15 protein-coding genes and 3 tRNA genes are annotated in these 14,475 nt (G+C 70.3%); 5 read left to right on the forward strand and 13 right to left on the reverse strand.

From position 1 onward, the window contains the following. Positions 1-177: 177 nt before the first annotated feature. From AAH979_RS13040 to AAH979_RS13075, 8 genes are all read right to left on the reverse strand, one after another. A tRNA-Trp gene (locus AAH979_RS13040) sits at positions 178-250 on the reverse strand. 139 nt (positions 251-389) lie between these two features. Next, positions 390-782: a MaoC family dehydratase gene (locus AAH979_RS13045; RefSeq protein WP_346258322.1), complete on the reverse strand. Its 393-nt coding sequence runs from the start codon at positions 780-782 to the stop codon at positions 390-392. 1 nt (position 783) lies between these two features. Further along, on the reverse strand, positions 784-1,230 hold the full coding sequence (locus AAH979_RS13050; protein ID WP_346258323.1) for a MaoC family dehydratase N-terminal domain-containing protein: 447 nt from the start codon (positions 1,228-1,230) through the stop codon (positions 784-786). 231 nt (positions 1,231-1,461) lie between these two features. Then, complete coding sequence (gene rpmG / locus AAH979_RS13055; RefSeq protein ID WP_046567246.1) at positions 1,462-1,629, reverse strand: 50S ribosomal protein L33; 168 nt, start codon at positions 1,627-1,629, stop codon at positions 1,462-1,464. 132 nt (positions 1,630-1,761) lie between these two features. Further along, positions 1,762-1,834 (reverse strand) — tRNA-Met (locus AAH979_RS13060). A 25-nt stretch (positions 1,835-1,859) separates the two neighbouring features. Further along, positions 1,860-1,932: transfer RNA gene (locus AAH979_RS13065), tRNA-Thr, on the reverse strand. Between the two features lie 117 nt (positions 1,933-2,049). Further along, positions 2,050-4,578 carry a sensor domain-containing phosphodiesterase gene (locus AAH979_RS13070; RefSeq protein WP_346258324.1) on the reverse strand — a complete coding sequence of 843 codons (2,529 nt, stop codon included), beginning with the start codon at positions 4,576-4,578 and terminating at the stop codon, positions 2,050-2,052. A 640-nt stretch (positions 4,579-5,218) separates the two neighbouring features. Then, the gene (locus AAH979_RS13075) at positions 5,219-5,908 is read right to left on the reverse strand and encodes a TetR/AcrR family transcriptional regulator (RefSeq protein WP_346258325.1); all 690 of its coding nucleotides are present in this window, start codon (positions 5,906-5,908) and stop codon (positions 5,219-5,221) included. Positions 5,909-6,036: 128 nt separating this feature from the next. Between AAH979_RS13075 and abc-f the strand changes: the two genes are divergently transcribed. Together abc-f and AAH979_RS13085 are read left to right on the forward strand one after the other, a co-directional pair. Further along, complete coding sequence (abc-f, locus tag AAH979_RS13080; protein ID WP_346258326.1) at positions 6,037-7,671, forward strand: ribosomal protection-like ABC-F family protein; 1,635 nt, start codon at positions 6,037-6,039, stop codon at positions 7,669-7,671. Positions 7,672-7,746: 75 nt separating this feature from the next. Then, positions 7,747-8,643: a virginiamycin B lyase gene (locus AAH979_RS13085; protein WP_346258327.1), complete on the forward strand. Its 897-nt coding sequence runs from the start codon at positions 7,747-7,749 to the stop codon at positions 8,641-8,643. A 21-nt stretch (positions 8,644-8,664) separates the two neighbouring features. Here AAH979_RS13085 and AAH979_RS13090 read toward each other — a convergent pair whose 3' ends face one another. Then, the gene (locus AAH979_RS13090) at positions 8,665-8,904 is read right to left on the reverse strand and encodes a hypothetical protein (protein WP_346258328.1); all 240 of its coding nucleotides are present in this window, start codon (positions 8,902-8,904) and stop codon (positions 8,665-8,667) included. Between the two features lie 101 nt (positions 8,905-9,005). Next, complete coding sequence (locus AAH979_RS13095; protein ID WP_346258329.1) at positions 9,006-9,614, reverse strand: cadmium resistance transporter; 609 nt, start codon at positions 9,612-9,614, stop codon at positions 9,006-9,008. A gap of 94 nt (positions 9,615-9,708) precedes the next feature. On the opposite strand from AAH979_RS13095, the gene AAH979_RS13100 reads away from it, so the two are divergent. Next, positions 9,709-10,176, forward strand: a complete 468-nt coding sequence (locus AAH979_RS13100; protein WP_346258330.1) for a hypothetical protein — start codon at positions 9,709-9,711, stop codon at positions 10,174-10,176. Between the two features lie 48 nt (positions 10,177-10,224). Here AAH979_RS13100 and AAH979_RS13105 read toward each other — a convergent pair whose 3' ends face one another. Beyond that, on the reverse strand, positions 10,225-11,106 hold the full coding sequence (locus AAH979_RS13105) for a hypothetical protein (RefSeq protein ID WP_346258331.1): 882 nt from the start codon (positions 11,104-11,106) through the stop codon (positions 10,225-10,227). A 124-nt stretch (positions 11,107-11,230) separates the two neighbouring features. Here AAH979_RS13105 and AAH979_RS13110 point away from each other — a divergent pair, with 124 nt between their 5' ends. Next, entirely contained in the window at positions 11,231-12,073 is an 843-nt protein-coding gene (locus AAH979_RS13110; protein WP_346258332.1) for a hypothetical protein, read from the forward strand. Here the strand turns inward: AAH979_RS13110 and AAH979_RS13115 are convergent. Further along, the gene (locus tag AAH979_RS13115; RefSeq protein WP_346258333.1) at positions 12,026-12,889 is read right to left on the reverse strand and encodes a helix-turn-helix transcriptional regulator; all 864 of its coding nucleotides are present in this window, start codon (positions 12,887-12,889) and stop codon (positions 12,026-12,028) included. The two genes, AAH979_RS13110 and AAH979_RS13115, sit on opposite strands and share 48 nt — an antisense overlap. A 101-nt stretch (positions 12,890-12,990) precedes the next feature. On the opposite strand from AAH979_RS13115, the gene AAH979_RS13120 reads away from it, so the two are divergent. Further along, on the forward strand, positions 12,991-13,689 hold the full coding sequence (locus AAH979_RS13120; protein WP_346258334.1) for an SDR family NAD(P)-dependent oxidoreductase: 699 nt from the start codon (positions 12,991-12,993) through the stop codon (positions 13,687-13,689). A gap of 107 nt (positions 13,690-13,796) precedes the next feature. Here the strand turns inward: AAH979_RS13120 and AAH979_RS13125 are convergent, their stop codons facing one another. After that, positions 13,797-14,195, reverse strand: coding sequence for a hypothetical protein (locus AAH979_RS13125; RefSeq protein ID WP_346258335.1), 399 nt, complete (start codon positions 14,193-14,195; stop codon positions 13,797-13,799). Positions 14,196-14,475 lie beyond the last annotated feature (280 nt).

Here is a 14,475-nt window from a genome sequence, read left to right on the forward strand (position 1 = left end):
GCCCTCGACCGAACCCTCCGGACGACCGTCCCCGGAACGGCCCGCGGCCGGCGGATCCGTCAGGGAACGGACCGGGCGGACTGACCGCCCCGGCTCGACCCCGCCGGTGCCACCAACACGAGCCGGTCGCCACAGGTGGTGGCGACGCCGATCCCGGGACCGGTCAGGCCGTAGGCGCAGGGGTGACAGGACTTGAACCTGCAGCCTGCGGTTTTGGAGACCGCTGCTCTGCCAATTGAGCTACACCCCTGTGCGGGCAGCTGGACCCACTCAGGCACGCACGCCTGAGTAGAGGCCACTTGCCCCACGGCGGACCAGTGTACGGGTAGAGGCACGAGTTTCCCAACCGGTGTGCCCCAGCGAGCCCGCCGCACCTGGTCCAGCCCGGACTAGGCCGGGGTGCGGATCACCGCCCGGGCCTGGGCCAGCACCTTCTCCCCCTGGCAGGTGGCGGTCAGGTCGAGCCGGGTGAGTCCGTCCTCGGGCTCGCCCCGCACGGCGGCGCTCACCTCGATCTCGGTGCCCTCGTCGTCGTCCGGGACCACCACCGGCCGGGTGAACCGGACGCTGTATTCCACCACCGCGTCCGGCGAGCCGGCCCAGTCGGTGACCGCCCGTCCGACCAGCGCCATGGTGAACATGCCGTGCGCGATCACCCCGGGCAGCCCCACCTTGGTGGCGAACCGGTCGCTCCAGTGGATGGGATTGAAGTCGCCCGAGGCGCCCGCGTACCGGATCAGGTCCGCGCGGGTGATCCGGAAGGTCCGGGGAGACAGATCCATCTCAGCCCTCTCCGCGTACGACGAGCTTGGTCCAGACGGTGACCACCGGCTCCCCGGCGGTCGTGTTCACCTCGGTGCGGGTGGTCATGAAGGCGTGCGCGCCCCGGTTGACGATCTCCTCGATCGTGTTGACGCAGACCAGCTCGTCGCCGGCCACCACCGGCCGGGTGTACCGGAACCGCTGGTCGCCGTGGACCACCCGGCTGTAGTCGACCCCGAGTTCCGGGTCATCGACGATCTGCCGGTTGGCCGCCATGGTGATCGTGAACGGGTACGTCGGCGGGGCCACCACGTCGGCGTGCCCGAGCGCCCGGGCGGCATCCGGATCATGGTGCGCCGGGTCGGCGGCGCCGATCGCGGTGGCGAACTCTCGGATCTTCTCGCGCCCCACCTGGTAGGGCGGGGTCGGCGGATAGCTGCGGCCGGCGAAGGACGGGTCCAGGGACATGCCGCCGAACCTACACGGCCGGGGCGAGCCGCCGGGGTCGCCGCCCAGCGGCCGGAACCCGCCCGTGGGACGCCCGGAGCGGTCCCGCCGCACGCCGACGCCGGGCCGGCTGCGGACAGCAGAATCGCCGCCCCGGGGCCTCGGGCGGGAGCGGGCTCGCAGGCGCGCTCGCCAGAGGCTGGAACGGCGATGCTGGAGGTCTCTGACCGGCCGACTCGCGTCGGCGGCGGATCAGCGGGTCTCGCGGTGAAGGGTGTGCTTGCCGTCCCGGGGGCAGAACTTCTTCAGCTCGATGCGGTCCGGGTCGTTACGGCGGTTCTTACGCGTGATGTAGTTGCGCTCCTTGCACTCCACACACGCCAAAGTGATCTTGGGACGGACATCGGTCGCCTTGGCCACGGCGGGGCGCCTTCCTCGTTAGCGGACTGAACTACGACGTACCAGCGTAGACGCCTGCCACGCGGACACGCAAAGTGGGCGCCAACGGCGCCCTCTCGTTTCGGTCTCCGGGTCGGCCCCGGCGCCCGAGAGTAGCGGTGGCCGGACTTGAACCGGCGACACAGCGATTATGAGCCGCTTGCTCTGCCATCTGAGCTACACCGCCGAGGCGGGTCCAGCTGAACCCTCTGAGCCCCCTTACGGAATCGAACCGTAGACCTTCTCCTTACCATGGAGACGCTCTGCCGACTGAGCTAAGGGGGCGCGCACGCGATCTTTCCCGGTAGCGCGCAGAGGTAAGAGTACACGTCGTCGGGCACGAGGTGAAATCAGATCCCCGGTGGCCATACCGGGGCATCGACCCCGGGTCGCCGGCGCAGCTCAGGGCACCGCCCGCAGCCGCCGTACGTCGGCCGGGCCGGACTGGGTGTCGGACTCCGTCTGGGCCGCGAACCAGGCCTCCAGGCGCTCGTACGGCAGCGGACGGCTGAACAGGAAGCCCTGCCCGATCTGGCACCCGATGTCCTGGAGCAGTTCCAGGGTGAGTTCGCTCTCCACCCCCTCGGCCACCACCGCCAGGCCGAACTGCTGGGAGAGCGTCACCACCGCGTTGACGATCGCCAGATCCACCGGATCGGTCGCCATCCCCTGCACGAACGAGCGGTCGACCTTGACCTCGTTGACCGGCAGCCGGCGCAGGTAGGAGAGCGACGAGTGGCCGGTGCCGAAGTCGTCGACGGCGAGGCGTACCCCGATGTCGCGCAGCCGGCGCAGCCCCGGCACCGCGCGCTCGGTGCCGTCCAGTACGCCGGCCTCCTTGATCTCCAGCGTGAGCAGTTCCGGGGCGACGCCGTACTCCGCGAGCATCCCCTGCACCAGGGCCGGAAACTGCTGGTCGGCGAGCGTACGCGGAGAGATGTTCACCGAGACGGCGAGGGTGTCGCCGCCGCTGGTCCAGTCGCGGCTGCGCCGCAGCGCCTCGCCGAGCACCAGCTTGGTCAGCTCGGGAAGCTGGCCGGTGTGCTCCGCCACCGCCACGAAGTCCTCCGGGGCCACCGTCCCGTGGGCCGGGTGCACCCACCGGGCCAGGCACTCCACCCCGACCAGCCGCCGGTCGGTCAGGGCGACCTTCGGCTGGTAGTAGACCTCCACCTCGGCGTGGTCGAGCGCGCGGCGCAGGTCGCCGGCAAGGCCGAGCCGGCGCGACGAGCGGGATTCCAGCCCGGGGCTGAACAGCTGGATGCCGTCCGGCGCCGACTTGGCCCTGGTCACCGCGAGGTCGGCGCGCTGGAGCAGGGTCGCCGGGTCGTCGCCGTGGTCCGGATGCACCGCCACCCCGACCACGGTGTCGATGTCGAGGACCAGCACGTCGAAGACCATCCGGTCGCGGATCTGCTCGCGCAGCTCGGCGGCGAGGTCGAGTGCCGCGTCGATGCTCTCCATCCGCAGCGTCACCACGAACTCGTCGCTACCGACCCGACCCACCAGTGCGGCGGAGGGAGCCGAGGCGCGCAGCCGGGTCGCCACCTCGACGAGTACCCGGTCACCGGCCGCGTGCCCGACGGACTCGTTGACCTGGCGAAGCCCGGCCACGTCGAAGAGGAGCAGCGCGACGACCTCGTTCGGCGCGCGTACCCGGACCGCCTCTTCCAGCGCCCCGGTCACCCGCCGCCGGTTGGGCAGGTTGGTCAGTCCGTCGTGGTACGCGTCGTGCCGCAGCCGGTCGACCAGGCGGGAGTTCTCCAGGGCGACCGCGACGTGCGCGGCGATGGTCTCGAAGATCGGCACGTCGGCGGGGGTGAAGTGGCCGATGTCGGCGAGCCGGTTCACCACCTCGATCGAGCCGATCACCGCCTGGCCGGAGCGCAGCGGAGTGACGATCACGTCCTTGAGGCCCGCTTCCCGCAACGCCTCCCGTACGTCCGGATGACCATCCATCCGGCTGCCGGCGGCGACGGTCCGGCTCTCCTGGGTGGCGCGCTCCCGGGCGACCAGCGGGGTCCGGGAGAGGTCGAGCAGCCCCGAGTCGTCGACCCGGGCGGTGAGCAGAACCTCCGGGTGCCGGCCCTGGGCGGGGAGCCAGAGGGTGGCGTACTCGGCCTGCATCAGCGCCCGTACCCGACCCAGCAGCGAGTCGGCCAGGGTGCCGTCCTGGCCGCGCTCGCTCATCGCCTTGGTCAGTTCGTAGACGTCCGCCAGGGTCCGGTGCTGCCGGAAGAACTGTGCGTACGAGCGGTAGAGCAGGACCAGCGCGGCGGCGAGCGCGAGCAGGAGCAGGGCGGACCACGGGGTGACCCGGAGGCAGATCACGATGACCAGGCCCAGGGCCACGTTGAGCATCACCGTGAGCAGGCCGGGACCGGAGGTGCGGAACACCTCCCAACCCGCCTGCGCTCCGTGCATGATCGCGAAGACTCCGGCGACCGCGCCCAGCGTCACCAGCGCGTGGGTCGCCACGGCGGCGGCGAGCACCCCCCAGGTGCTCGGCCCGAAGCCGTGCATCTCCGGCAGCGCCAGCACGACCAGACTCGCCAGCGACACGGCCGCGGCGGACTTGGCGACGTTGAACCACAGCTTCGCCGGCGGGAACCGGCGGTAGATCTGGGTGATCAGCGAACCGAGCGTGAAGACGAGTACGACGGTGAGCGGTGGCAGCAGGTAGAGCCCGAAGAGCAGGGGAATCTCGCTGAACGTGGTGGCCGTGGTCTGTCGCCGGACGACGTAGAACAGCAACGGCGTGTCACCCAGCAGCGCAAGGCCGAGCACCAGGGCCGCCAACGCCCACTCGTCGGGCGGACCGTCGAGGACACCGAGCACCACCGCCAGGACGACCGCGAAGATGGCCAGCGGGCCGGTGATCAGCCAGGCGTGCTCAGAGGATCGACGTGGTGACGGTGGGCGCCCAGCCATACCACTCCCGATGGAAGAGAGTCCGTCCCTCGACGCGGGTGGTCGCTAGACCCAGTCCCAGCCGAGGGCCTGGAGCCCGGCCTCCGGCTCGGTCGCGTCACCCTCGGTTGCGTCACCCTCGGTTGGAGGGTCGGTCGAGTCAGCGATCCAGGTGTGGCCGCTTCGGTCCCGCACAGCCAGATCGGTCACCGCGGTCGCCGCGGCGAAGCCACTGACGGCGAGCGCCGCGAGCAGAAGTAGGGAGCCTATGAGGCGGCCCAACCTCCATGCAGGCATCGGTTGCTCCCGTCGAGGTAGCGTCGTGGAAGGTAGATGTTCCATGATGGTGCCACAGTCCGAGGAACCCGCAAAGCCATCGGAAGAGCGACCATCCGGGGATCGGCAAAGTCTAACCGTTCGGTAGGGACAAGTCCGCCGGCCGGCCGCAACCCCACCTGCCGGCAAATGCCCGACATGATTCACTCCCCGCTTAATAAGACTCACCACCCGTACGCGATCAGCCGTACCAAATACCGTTGTCGACGGATTTCGGCTAAACCACTGCAACCGCGTAACTCCACCCATCACGGACGCAGTGTCGCCACAGAATAGGTCGACATCGGGACACTAGGGATACCTCGGACCGGTGTCCACAGCAGACTCAGCGAGCACCGGCCGGAGGGCGTGCGGCCGGCACCCCGACGTCGGCAGGATCACAGTCCGTGACGGCACCCTCCGTGAAGGATCCGGCCCGGGCGGCCGCCACGGCATCCCGGGCCGCCCGAACCGCGAACTCCCGGTCGGGCGAGGACCGCAGCAGCACCAGCTCGTGGTAGAGCGGCGCGGTCGCCGCGACAAGCAGCCGGCGCGGATCGCAGCCCGCCGGGATCTCGCCGCGCCGTACGGCCCGGTGCACGATGACGGCGCAGCGGTCGTACCGGTCGGCCCAGAAGGAGCGGAGGGCGTCCGCGGCGTGCGCCGACCGGAACGACGCGGCGATCAGCGCCATCGTGAGCGGGGGTTCGGCGGTCAGCGCGGCGTACACCTCGGAGTTGACGGCGTGCAGGTCGCCCGCCAGCGAGCCGGTGTCGGGTGCCCGCCAGTCGCCGTCGGTCGCCTCGGCGAGTACGTCCGCGAGCAGCCCACCGACGTCGCGCCAGCGCCGGTAGACCGTGGTGCGGTGCACCCCCGACCGGTCCGCCACGGCGTCGACGCACAGCGCGTCGTAGCCGTACTCGACGAGGTGGGCCCGGACCGCGTCGAGGACCCGGCGGCGGACCTCGGCGCTGCGGCCCCCCGGCCGGCGGACCGGCCCGGCGGCGGAATCGGTTGGCGGTCGGGGCGGCGACATGGCACGATCTTAGTGCTACATCTGTAGACTTAAGGTAGGTACCCGTCCGATGGTCAGGTGAGCGTCACCCCGCGTCCCGAGCCGCCGCACGACCGGTGGCTGATCCGCCGACGACCGGAGTCGCTCCGATGCCTACCCAACTCAGCCTGCACAACGTCACGAAGCGTTACGCCGACCGGACCGTGCTCGACGGGGTCAGCTGCGCCATCGCCGCCGACGAACGCACCGCGATCATCGGCGAGAACGGCTCCGGCAAATCCACCCTGCTCCGGCTGCTCGCCGGGCGGGAGCAGCCCGACGAGGGGCGGGTGACGGTCGTCACCACCGGCGGCCTCGGCTACCTGGGCCAGGACGCGCCGCTGCCGGGGTACCTGACGGTGCGGCAGGCGATCGACGACGCGCTGGCCGAGCTGCGCCGGACCGAGGCGCGGCTGCGGGAGTTGGAGCCGCTGCTCGGCGACGGCGACCAGCGGCTGCTGGCCGAGTACGGCGAACTGGCCACCATCTTCGAGCTGCGCGGCGGGTACGACGCCGACGCCCGGGTGGAACGGACGCTGCACGCGCTCGGCCTGGCCGGGGTCGACCGGAGCCGGCGGCTCGGCGCGCTCTCCGGCGGCGAGCAGGCCCGGCTGCACCTGGCCGCGGTGCTGTCGACCGGCTCCGAGGTGCTGCTGCTCGACGAGCCGACCAACCATCTCGACGACCACTCGCTGAGCTGGCTGGAGGAAGACCTGCGCAGCCGGCGGGGCAGCACGGTGGTGGTCTCACACGACCGGGTCTTCCTCGACCGGGTCGCCGGCACACTGATCGAAGTGGACGGTGACCGGCACACCCTGGAGCGGTACGGCGACGGATATGCCGGATTTCTCACTACGAAGGCGGCGGCCCGACGGCGCTGGGCCCAGGCTCACCTCGACTGGCAGACCGAGGTAGGCCGGCTGCGGGAGGCGGTGGCAACCACGGCCCGGCAGGTCGCACCGGGCCGGGAGATGAAGGACCGCAACAAGATGGCGTACGACCGGAACGCCGGCCGGGTGCAGCAGTCCGTCGCCAGCCGGGTACGCAACGCCGAACAACGACTCCGTCGGCTGACCGGGCGGCCCGTGCCGCCGCCACCGCAGCCACTCCGGTTCACCCCGACGCTGGCCGGTGGCGGTGGCCGCCTCGGCGTGCTGCTCGACGCCCATGGTGTGGCGGTCGACGGGCGGCTGGCGGCGACCCGGTTGACGCTGGGTAGCGGAGAGCGGCTGCTGATCAGCGGGGCGAACGGGGCAGGGAAGAGCACCCTGCTGCGGGTACTCGCCGGTGAGCTGGTTCCGGACGCCGGCCGGGTGGTCCGGCGCGGACGGATCGGCTACCTGCCGCAGGAGGTCGGGCGGGAACGGCCGCAGGAGCCGCTGCTCAGCGCCTTCGGGCGGGGCCGGCCCGGAGCGCCGACCGAGCACCTCGACGAATTGCTCTCACTGGGGCTGTTCTACCGGGAGCGGCTCGGCGTACCCGTCGGGGAGCTCTCCACCGGCCAGCGGCGGCGGCTCGCGCTGGCCCGCCTGGTCAGCGACCCGGCTGACCTGCTGCTGCTCGACGAACCGACCAATCACCTCTCGCCGGGCCTGGTCGAGGAGTTGGAGGCCGCCCTCGCGGAATATCCGGGCGCGGTGGTGGTGGTCAGCCACGACCGGCGGCTACGCGAGCGGTGGCACGGCGAGCACCGGGTGATGACCGCCGGGGTACTCGACCCCGAACCGGTCTCCGTCACGAACTGATTACGAAGCGCCAGACGCCGGTTTGCGATTCGGACAGGTCGCCAACCGCTCGAAATACTAAAGAAAGGAAACTGAATGACAACCCCGCGTCCTCCGTCGGTCCGGGAGTTCCGGATAGCCGATTCCACCGCCGGCCCGTACGGCGTCACTATCGGACCGGACGGCGCAATATGGGTCACCCTGGTGCATGCCGGGGAAATCATCCGAATGACCGCCGACGGCGAGGTTCAGCGTTACCAACTCGACGAATCGGCGAGCGGACCCTCCGTCATCGCGGCGGGACCGGACGGCGCACTCTGGTTCACCCGGTTCCGGGACCACCGGATCGGCCGGCTGTCGCTCTCCGGCCAGGTCAGCTCCTATCCGGTCCCGTCGCCGACCGGCGGCCCATACGGGATCACCGCCGGGCCGGACGGCGCACTCTGGTTCACCGAGATGAACAGTGACCGGATCGGCCGGATCGACCCGGATGGCGAGGTCGAGGAGTTCGCGCTGCCGCAGGCTGGGGGCTTCCCCTCGATGATCACCGCCGGTGTCGATGGGGCGCTCTGGTTCACGCTCAACCAGGCGAACGCGGTCGGCCGGATCGATCTCGACGGCGAGATCACGCTGCACCCGCTGCCGACGGCCGGCGCCGGACCGGTCGGCATCGCGTCCGGCGCGGACGGCGCGGTCTGGTTCGTCGAGATCGCCGCCGGCCAACTCGGCCGGATCACCCCGGACGGGCGGATCACCGAGATCCCGCTGCCGGACCGGACCGCCCGGCCGCACGCGATCGCCGCCGGGCCGGACGGAAGCTACTGGTTCACCGAGTGGGGCGCCAACCGGGTCGGGCGGCTCGGCCCGGACGGCACGATCCGGGAGTACGAGCTGCCGACCCCGGGGTCAGAGCCGCACGGGATCACCGTCGGTCCAGACGGGGTGGTGTGGGTCGCTCTGGAGATCGGTGCGGTGGCCCGGATGGCGTGCTGAACAGAGTTGTGTGGGTCTTGCCTACTCCTCCGGCTGCTCGGACGGCCCCCACCGGCCGGGAACCGGGCCGGCTGCCCGTCGGGCGATTACGAGGTCGCTGTACTCGTCGCCCGCGAACCCGCAGGTGACCCAGCGCCGCTGGCTCACCTGGCGGCGGCGGTCGGCGTCCTCGATCGCGTGGCGTACCGCCAGGCGGACGACCCAGTAGAGCAGTGCGCGCATGACAGCCGACAGGGCGACGTACACCGTCAGGACGAACACCAGCTCGGGGAACCGGTTTCCTTCCCGGGTCCCCGCTCGTCCGCGTCGGCGGGCGGCCGACCGGCGTACCGGCGAGGATGCTCGGACAGCGAGGCGGGTGCTCAACCGGCGAGCCGACCGAGTACGCCGGACTCGGCCACGATCACCACGCCGATCGACATGAAGACGACGGGCACGATCCAGTGCCCGAAGCGCCGAACGACCTCGACGACCTTCTGGTGCGAGCCGAGCCATGACCCGGCCAGACACCAGACCGCGACCCCGACGGCGAAGACCGCCACCGTGACCAGGCTGTCCGTGACCCCGATGGTGCGGAACAACGGCGTGTAGACGGAGATGTTGTCCGCCCCGTTCGCCACCGTCACCCCGGCCACCGAGAACAGCCCGGTGGCGACGGCGGGCGCCGGTTGCTCGGCGTCGCCACGGGCGCGGATCGCCGCCACGAGTCCTCTCACCCCGAGGCCGAACGGGACCAGGCCCAGCAGCCCGACCCACTGGTCGGGGACGATCGTCAGGCCGAGCGCGGTCGCGGCGGAGATGGCGACGAGGGCCGCGATGCCGGCGTACTGACCGGCCCAGATCTGCCACGGCCGGGGCGTGCCGGCCGCCCGGGCGGAGAGGAAGAGCACGGTCAGCACGATGATGTCGTCGACGTTCGTACCGGCGAACACCCCGACCGCGGCGACCAGCGTTCCGACAAGATCTCCCACCTGAGGAATGTACGTGCCGGCGGGGATGGGGCAGGGCAAGGCCGGTCGCCGCCGGAGGCTCGACGCTCGGCGGTCCGGGTGCACAATGCGCGGCGTGGGCGACTTCATCGTGTACCTCATCCCGACCGACCTGACCTGGCAGCCGAGCCGGGACGCGGCCGAGCGCACCGCCGCCGAGGCACGGCGGCGCGCCGGCATTCCGGAGCACGTGTACCCCAGCGTCGAGGTGGAGTTCTTCGCGCGGATCACCGTGGCCCACCCGTTCGAGAACCTGGAGCGAATCGGGTGCCCGCGGTGCGGTGGCGTAATCGATGTGGGCTGGTTCGACCGGTTGACGGATCTCAACTCGCCCAACCCCGACGGGTTCGACGACCTGACCACGACGGTGCCGTGCTGCGGTGGGCTGGTCTCCCTCGCCGACCTCGACTACGACTGGCCGGCCGGGTTCTCCCGGTTCCGGATCACGTTGTGGAATCCGGCGCGCGAGCTGACCGGCGACGATCTGGTGACCCTGTCGGCGGGGTTGGGCCACGAACTCCGCCTCATCCACGCGCATCCCTGAGCTGGCGTCGGAGCAGGTCTCCGGTTGGTGCGCGGCGCGAGGTGCCGGCTAGGTCGGGTCGGCGGCGCGGGAGGCGAGCAGGGCGCCGACCGCGAGCAGCGCCGGCCCGGCGAGCGTCACTGCGGCCAGCAGCGCCGCTGGCACGTCCACCACGTTGGCCAGCGACACGGCGACGCCGGCCGAGAGGAAGACGCCGTCATCCGGGTTCGAGAACGTCCACCAGGCCGACCACCTGCGGGTGAGATCGTGGAAGGCAACGGCCGTCGAGAGGGCGACCAGCAGCGCCCCGAGCGGCACGAGGGCGGCCCGCTCGGCACGCGACGCCGACAGCGCCAGCACACCCGCCGCCGCGAGGGTAGCCAGCAGCGCCGGCCAGGCGGTACCGAGCAGGCCGAGCAGCGGGTCGCCGTCGACCCGGGACCAGGCATCCGCACCGACGATCACGAGCAGGAGTACGGCGACGACTCCCGCCAGTACGGTGGCCTTCGGTCGATGCCGAGCCGGCAGGGAGAGTACTGCCACGGCAAGGCAGAGCACTCCGAGCAACAGTGCTACGCCGGCAAGCCGATCCGCGTCGAGCGCCTGCCGCCACTGGTCGAGAATCGGCTGTGGGAGCGCCGTCCGTCCCGTCGATGCGGCACTACCGTCCAGCGGGGTGTAGTCCGGGATGAGCCACTGGCGGGTGGCCGGTCGTGCGGAGCCCCGCCACAGTTCCACCGCCGTGGGGAGCGCCAGCAGGGCGATTCCGGTGGCGAGGGCCGGTCGTACGCGCGGGGCTGCCGGGCCGGCGACCAGGACGTACCCGATCAGGGCGGCCGATGCGACGAGACCGCACTGTGCGGCGGCGCGGTCGACGGAGATCAGTGCCGACAGGACCGACATGGTGCCGGCGGCAGCGAAGAGCGTCAGCAGGACACGGGTGGGGCGCACGGCCAGCGATCATTCCATAGACGGGTCACGACGGGTGACGTTCTGCGATCCGGGCCGGTCACCGGCCGGCGCGCTTGCGACGCTTCCCGCAGATCGCCGCAGACCGAGGGGTCGGATTATGATCTTGACCGGCCTCGCGTGCAGCGCCGTGGCCGGTCAGCCGATGCGTACGGCCCTGAACAGGATGATCACCACCCCCGACGGCGATGCCTACCTCGCTGAGCACGCCGACCTGCTCCTCGCGGTGTTCAAGCGGCTCACTCCACCGGGCAAGCAGTTCTTCCTCGAGCGCGCCGCGCGAAACCTGGACACGCACGGCCAGCTCGTGGCGGCACTCACGAACAGTCCGGACCACGCCGTGCGGATGGCCGCCCGCGCGCTGGTCGCCCAATCCGAGGACACGCTGCCTGAAGACCTGCGCGACAAGCTCGACCGCTTTCGCGCGGCGGCGGCCGCGCGCGGTCTACCGGCTGAGGACGTGGCGCGGTGGCTGCGCACCGCCCGCCGCACCGCGATGTTGTCCCCGGACGCGGACGGCCCGGTCGCCGGCCGGTTCGGCGGCCCCCTGCTGCTCCCGCTCGACATGCCCGTACCCGAATCCTCGTTCGAGTCGATGGGGCGGCAGTATCGCTTCGACCATCAGCTCATCGCGACTATCGACCTGGCCGCCATCCCGGAAGGCACGACCGACCTGCCCCTCCCGTCGGACGGTCACCCGCTGCTGTTCGCCGTCGCCGAACTGGACGCCGTGCTCCTCGGCAGCACGGTCTACCTCCCGGCCGGCACCCCGTCGAGGAACGCCAGCAGAACCTCGACTACCAGCCGTACGAGTACGACACGCCCGAGGATCTGGACGCCACCCTGCGGAGTCGCGGTGAGCTGCGGCTGGCGCTTCGCGGGTATGGCTGACGCGTTCGCGTCAGCTGGGTACGGGATCGGGGATACCGGACAGGAGAGCCAGTCGTAGTTTGGTCTCGTCCTCGGTATCGCTGGCGGCGCTAAGGATCACGATTTTGAGTTCTGCGTCGCCGTCGGTCAGGACATCGCAATCGACCGCGATCGGCCCGACCGTGGGGTGCTCGACGATCTTGTGGTCTTCGCGGTGTGCACCGACGGAGCCAGAGGCCCACAGCTCGGCGAAGCGTTGGTTGCCCGTGGTGAGTACCCGGATCAGGTTGGTCAGGCGGCTGTTGTTCGGGAAGCGTCCGGTGGCGCGGCGCAAATCAGCCACGATGGCGGCTTCAACCGTTTCGCTCGCAAGCGAGGTGACCGGCCACTGTGACAGTCGTGGGCCATCCCCGTCGATCGGGAAGCTGTCCCGAGCGAAGTTGCGAAGCCCGGCCGGCGTTGCTGACGGGTCGCCGAGAAGCGCCGCCCAGCCGCGATTCCACCAGATAAGCTGCCAATCCCCGGCAAAGACCGCGACGGCGACGTCGCCGAGTCGCTTGAGTACACGGTGGATGCCGGGCGGGATGTGGTCTGAGATCTCCGCTTCGGTGGGAGTGACAAGCCGGGCCAGCCGAAACAGATGATCGCGTTCCGCGTCGCGGAGTTGCAGGGCACGAGCGAGTGCGGCGACCACCTGTGCTGAGGGGGTGGTGAACCGTCCCTGCTCCAGGCGTACGACGTAGTCGACCGAGATCCCGGCGAGCTCGGCAAGCTCCTCCCGGCGCAGCCCCGTCACTCGGCGCGCGCGCCCACTGGGCAGCCCTACGGCTGCTGGGGAGACGCGGTCGCGCCAAGCGCGCAGAGTCGCACCAAGCTCTGTGGCGTGAGCAGCCATACGACGATTGTCTCGCGCGGCCGGTTGCCGAGGGTGGTAGCACTGTTCCCACTGTCGCGCCCTCCCTGGCAGACTCCGCGGCGCGGCCGAACGATGGGCGCATGACGATCACGTTTATCACCGGGGCCAACAAGGGCCTTGGCTACGAGACCGCCCGTCGCCTCATCGAACAGGGCCACACCGTGCTATTGGGCGCCCGCAATGCGCAAGCCGGCGCTGCGGCAGCCGACGAACTTGGCGCCCGCTTCGTCCGGATCGACGTCACCGACGACGAGTCGGTCGCGGCGGCGGCCGCTGACGTCGAGCAACACGAAGGGTTGATCGACGTGTTGGTCAACAACGCTGGCGTTCACGGCCCGCACGGCGACCCAAGCGGTTTGACCGGCGCCGACGTCCTGAACGTTCTGGACATCAATCTCGTCGGCGTGGTGCGAACCACTACCGCGTTCCTCCCGCTCCTACGACGCTCGGCCGACCCGGTCATCATCAACGTCAGCAGCTCTATGGGATCTCTCGCCGCCACGCACGATCCGTCGCGACCCGAGTCCCGGGTGATCGCCCCCGCCTACACGTCCTCCAAAGCGGCGCTCACCATGCTGACGACCCAGTACGCCAAGGCGCTGACGGACCTCCGGATCAACGCGGTGGACCCCGGTTACACAGCGACCGATCTCAACGGGCACACCGGCCCTCAGACTGTCACCGAAGGCACCAACGCCATCGTCGCCCTTGCCACCGAAGGGCCGGGACACGGATCCGGGCGTTTCGTCGACCGCAACGGTGACATCACATGGTCCTGAAGTGGTCACCAGCGGGCAGGACCGGGCACCGCTACCCCCTCCCCGCCGACCAGGCACAACGGACAGACCCGGGCAGCCGGACACGACCTTCAAACTGACGGCACGAGTCAGCTCAGCCGATCCCCTTCAGTGAACCTTTTCAACCTGAACCGCGCGGCGCTCACACACCGCGTCGGACCTCGCCCTCCGACGGACCGCAAGGGGAGGTTGAAAAGGTTCAGTGCCTGGTCGATCAATAGCCTCGACCGCTCACTCATTCGGGCATCATCCTCGGCGTTCGGAGTCTCGCGTACGGTGACGGCCACCACGACGCGCCCGTCTTCGCGCCTGGCAGGGTTCGTCTGCATCGTGGCGATCTTCCAGCCAAGCTGACGTCCTGCCTTGCGACCCGCAGACCGGACCAGCGCGATCCGCTCGGTATCCCGCGGCTCCGCATGCGCGATGTACTGCCAGTCGATCTCCAGGTGACGCATGATCTTCAACGTCAACTCGTCCGACTCGCTCACGGGCCACTCCCAAGACGCCTCGGAAACCTGCTCTCGACTCCCCCAGGACCCGCCGCCGACCCTCGTTGATCTTCCCCCGACATGCCCCCGAACGCCGAGTGCCAGCGCAATCCGGCGAGACACCGAGAGACAGGACGAAGGAGGCCCTGACAGCGTTTGTGCTGCTCAGGGGCTTTATCGCACCGTGTGGCGGGTAGAGGATTCGAACCTCTGTAGCTCTCGCGACGGATTTGCAGAGAGCCAACGATCTTGCGCCGATCACAGGCTGATCTGCTGTTTC

It is taken from the genome of Plantactinospora sp. ZYX-F-223, assembly GCF_039649625.1.
Classification (GTDB): domain Bacteria; phylum Actinomycetota; class Actinomycetes; order Mycobacteriales; family Micromonosporaceae; genus Plantactinospora.